Origin of the sequence: Aquimarina longa SW024, from assembly GCF_001401755.1 — a bacterium.
In the GTDB taxonomy this organism is placed as follows: Bacteria; Bacteroidota; Bacteroidia; order Flavobacteriales; family Flavobacteriaceae; genus Aquimarina; species Aquimarina longa.
In genome coordinates this window covers 1-3,918 of the sequence record NZ_AVQK01000072.1, presented here as the reverse complement: position 1 = coordinate 3,918, position 3,918 = coordinate 1, and the positions used below count along the sequence as shown (strand labels likewise).

The following is a 3,918-nucleotide window of genomic DNA, read 5'->3' as shown; positions in this document are numbered from 1 at the left end:
ACAAATTAGGGTATGACTGGAAATATGGTAAACAACTCTCTAAATATAACTCTAGTTATATGGGAGTTATGGAGGCTGTGGAACAACAACGTTCTTTTAGTAAAACAGAAGAAAAATGGCTGCTTAATACTATCCATTACGACCTAACCATACATTTACTAAATAGAAAAGTTTGCGACAATAAGCAGGAAGAACTTCAAAATTTAAAAATTGCTTTAGCAGAACGATGGGAACAATTATCCTCTGTTTATAAAGAAAAAATCTACATTGAAAATCCTGAAATACGTGATAAAGTAGTAAAATGGTTAAAAAAACATATAACTATTTTCAATATGACTGCTATCGATAGAGAAATTGGGGCTTCCGAGGGTACAGTACAGAAGCTTGTAACTGAAAATAGGAAAATAAAATATAGACATATCGTTCTTATTCATACATTGATCCTGGATATGCTCCATTTATCCATCTATAAATAAAAAGTAATTTTTGAAGCCGATTGTTTTGAGGATGTAAACATTTTGTTTACATCCTCAAAACAATCGAACTCCATTTTTGTATTTAGCAATTTCTTTACCATTTAGGAGATTTTCATAAATGATTGCGGTTTCCCAAGAACCCTTCAGTTTTCCGAGTAACAACATTTTATCTAGCCTGCGAATACCTAGTGCTTTATTGGGCTTTGAGCGTTTATGAGTTTTGTCTAACGAGTAGAATGTACAACTGTTTCCATCATAAAAATAGACAATACATTTGGTTAGGGAACTACTTGGTAAATTTGGCGAAATCATATAGCAATAGGTTTTAATAGCATTCGCTGTAGACTTTTCTCATATGCTTTTAGTAAACATTCATCAGTATAGCTAGAAAGGCGTTGTTGCTGGATTCTAAAGAGTTGTAAACGACTTTTATGCTTATGTATACCTTTACCCTGATTGTGATCTTTCCATTCTTGTTCTGATTTTTGGATCAAAATCTGATTTCTGATTTCTCTTTTTAGAGTTTCCTGTTTGATAAACCATTGATAGGTTTTATTAAATCCATTACGCTTGTTATCTGGGTGAAAATACAAATGGGGTGGAGCTACCCATCGGTTAGGGTTGCGTTCTAGATATCGGGAGACCATATCCACCCGCTTATACAGAATTTCTTGATACCCTTGTAGGTCTTTTTTACTGCCTTTGATCTTAAATTTTCGATATACTGAAGCCCAAATATGGTTGAGAATTTCAGCTTCTTCAGCAGGAGATAGCATTAGCTCGGTAAACAAAATTCCTCTGGCATAAGCCCAAAAATCTCGAACCAATTGTAGTAAAAAAGCCGACTCCAACTCATTTTGACGCATTTTTTTTGCGCCCCTAGTTTGCTTTTTGGAGTCAGAAGGTCGGCTTTCCCTGGTGTTCTTGTTTTGTTCTTGTCGTGTTCCTGTAACGAAGTTAGTATGTGCTCTGTGAGCTGATAAGCGAACTCCTTTTTCTGAAGGTATCAACATATCCACAGTGCTATTATTATTCTTTTGTTCTTGTTGTTCTTGAACTAATGGGGGAAAATTTTTCACTTTATCGATTAAAATTGACTGAATATGTGAGCTATGGGAGTGGAGATGATCAGGCGATGTGGATAACTTTTTAGGGGTAAAAATGCTAGGATTGATCCAAAGTTCAATTCCTGCTTTTCCTCGATGGAGTTCTTTGATAATAAATCCTGCTGCTTTTAAGCGTTCCTTATGATTAATAATGGTTCGTACAGTACACCCTTTACAAGTTGCCAAGCTAGGATTAAAGGTTTTAAACCCAGGGAGGGCTTCTGTGAGATCTTCTCCTAATACAACTGCATGATTGAGTTGTTTGGCATATAATCTAGTGATAAGCTCTGCAGTTGCCCTGTGATTGCTGTTTAATCGCTCGGTAAGCTGATGATGTGTCGAATTATGATGGTCTATAAATGTTTTAGTAGCCTTAAACAGCATACTAAAATCATAGTAAGGACGAATCGGTGGTGGTGCTTTTGTAACCATGAGCTAGTGTTTTGGATGGTTTTCGAAGAAAATAGTACTACACTCCGAAAACCAGATTGTTGATGAAACTCTTTAGGAGTGGTTATGTAATTTTTTGACTATTTAGATAGGCTAGAATACTTTGCTTAGAGTATAATTTTCGCCTGCCATGTTGGTAGTAATCGATTAATTTTTCATCCCGTAGTTTGTACAGACGTCCCTTGCTTTTTAAACCCATAAGTTGTAAAGCTTCTTTGGTTGTTAAAAAATCATGCTCTGATGTTGTAGCTTTGACTGTTTCCAGATGAGTTTGTTGAATAATCTTGTACATCAGTGCTGTTGTTTCTTCCATTAATTTATAATAGCTCTCTTTTTCGAATACAATTATTTCCATTGCTATAGGTTTATATGTTCTACTTTTTTTAAAGATGTCTGAGAGGAGAATTTTAAAATTCAGTTTCAGGGATCCTACTGTTACTAAAATTCTAATGTATATCCGAATAGTAAACTTCGGAAAATTACCATCTCACATCACTGAAGTAAAGGAAATAAAAAAACAAATACAGATATAGTACACAAGGGTTGCGCAACCTTCGATAATTCAAGTAACTACATGATAATTAGGTTTTTATGTATTTAAAGGGAATTCAAAAACTCACACTAAATGACAGAAAAAAAAATTATAATCCTAAAAAAACACTTGGAAACACCAGTAAAAACGTTATAATTCATACTTAAACGCAACCCCTGTAAATACTGGCACTTCCAGAGATTGTTAAAATTTTAACACTTGTAGCTAATTAATCTTTTGTAAAGCGTATTTGAAATAGAACGTTATATTAAGGTTTTTAAATCATAATCTGCTTTAACTTGCCTTTGAGGTTCTTAGCTTTTGTAGAGTATGTAACATTCGGATTAAAATACGTTCTGTAGAAGCATAGGTATCTTCACTACTGGAGTAAAATCCATTTTTGATACTATTCGCAGAAATTTCAGGATGATCTTTGGAAGTGTAGATTTGAGAAAGGAATTTAAAATATTGATGTTTATTATCTTTAATGGAGATGATCTCCAGCTCGGCAAACAATCGTGAGAACAATGCCAATTCTGAAACCGTAAGATTAATTTTTCTTTTGACGATTTTGGTTTCGGCAATATCAACAATGCCAATAGTAGCTTCAGTAGTTTTATCGACATCAGACTGTTGTAATTCAGTTTGCTTTTCAAATAAATCAATCTGTTTTCGGATAAAAGTAATCAGGTATTCTTTTAGCCCTGGGAAATCAGAATTATATTTATCAGAAGTTACTGCGATACTTTGGATTCTATTGAGCTGTTGGAATGAAAAGACTTGTTTTGAGATAGAGGTATCTAACTGATCCAAACGTGATAATGCTTCTTCTTCCATAGCTTTGTATACCCCATGAGTATTATAATTTAAAGCAATTAGCAACTTATATATCTGATCATGAGCCTCACTCTTATCCTGAAAGTTTACCGAGCTTAAAAGTCGAGTAAACAAATCAATATACCTACGATAATATGCTCTACGCATATGATTCATAGAATCTAAGGTATCCTCTAAAATTGCACGTAAGGGTTTACAAACTTCTTTTTCGATACGTTTAGGGAGCTTCTGTGCTTTAAACAATTCAATAAGATGTTTTGATTTTTCAAAGTGAGTTTCAATAAATTTTTTACGTTTCAAGTATGAGAGGGTGCATTTTTTATCCATATACTGACCATAACATTCTTCTATATAAACTAGGGTTTCTTCTATCCCTAAACAGACACATTTATATACATCAGTTATACTACGATCTAATTCAATATGCTCAACATCACAGATAAGATCTTGCTGTTCTTTAAATTTTTGTTCTAAAATATTTATATAATAAGTTAACTTGACCTGATACTTTTGGATA

At 33.5% G+C, this 3,918-nt stretch carries 5 protein-coding genes; 1 reads left to right on the top strand and 4 read right to left on the bottom strand.

Annotated features, from left to right (window positions below; all coding sequences use genetic code 11):
• Positions 1 to 476 (top strand): hypothetical protein (locus N456_RS24365; protein WP_158447860.1); only part of this gene is annotated, 476 nt, incomplete at its 5' end.
• Positions 477 to 530: 54 nt separating this feature from the next.
• On the opposite strand, the gene N456_RS08800 is transcribed toward N456_RS24365, so the two are convergent.
• The 4 genes from N456_RS08800 to N456_RS24360 all read right to left on the bottom strand — a co-directional run.
• Complete coding sequence (locus tag N456_RS08800) at positions 531 to 788, bottom strand: hypothetical protein (RefSeq protein ID WP_062056023.1); 258 nt, start codon at positions 786 to 788, stop codon at positions 531 to 533.
• A complete protein-coding gene (locus N456_RS08795; RefSeq protein ID WP_062056021.1) occupies positions 785 to 2,014 on the bottom strand; it encodes a hypothetical protein in 1,230 nt (409 codons plus the stop codon). Before N456_RS08795 ends, N456_RS08800 begins: the two co-directional genes overlap by 4 nt.
• A gap of 82 nt (positions 2,015 to 2,096) precedes the next feature.
• Positions 2,097 to 2,387 carry a helix-turn-helix domain-containing protein gene (locus tag N456_RS08790; RefSeq protein ID WP_033566540.1) on the bottom strand — a complete coding sequence of 97 codons (291 nt, stop codon included), beginning with the start codon at positions 2,385 to 2,387 and terminating at the stop codon, positions 2,097 to 2,099.
• A 471-nt stretch (positions 2,388 to 2,858) separates the two neighbouring features.
• On the bottom strand, positions 2,859 to 3,918 hold a 1,060-nt coding region (locus tag N456_RS24360; RefSeq protein ID WP_158447859.1), incomplete at its 5' end, for a hypothetical protein.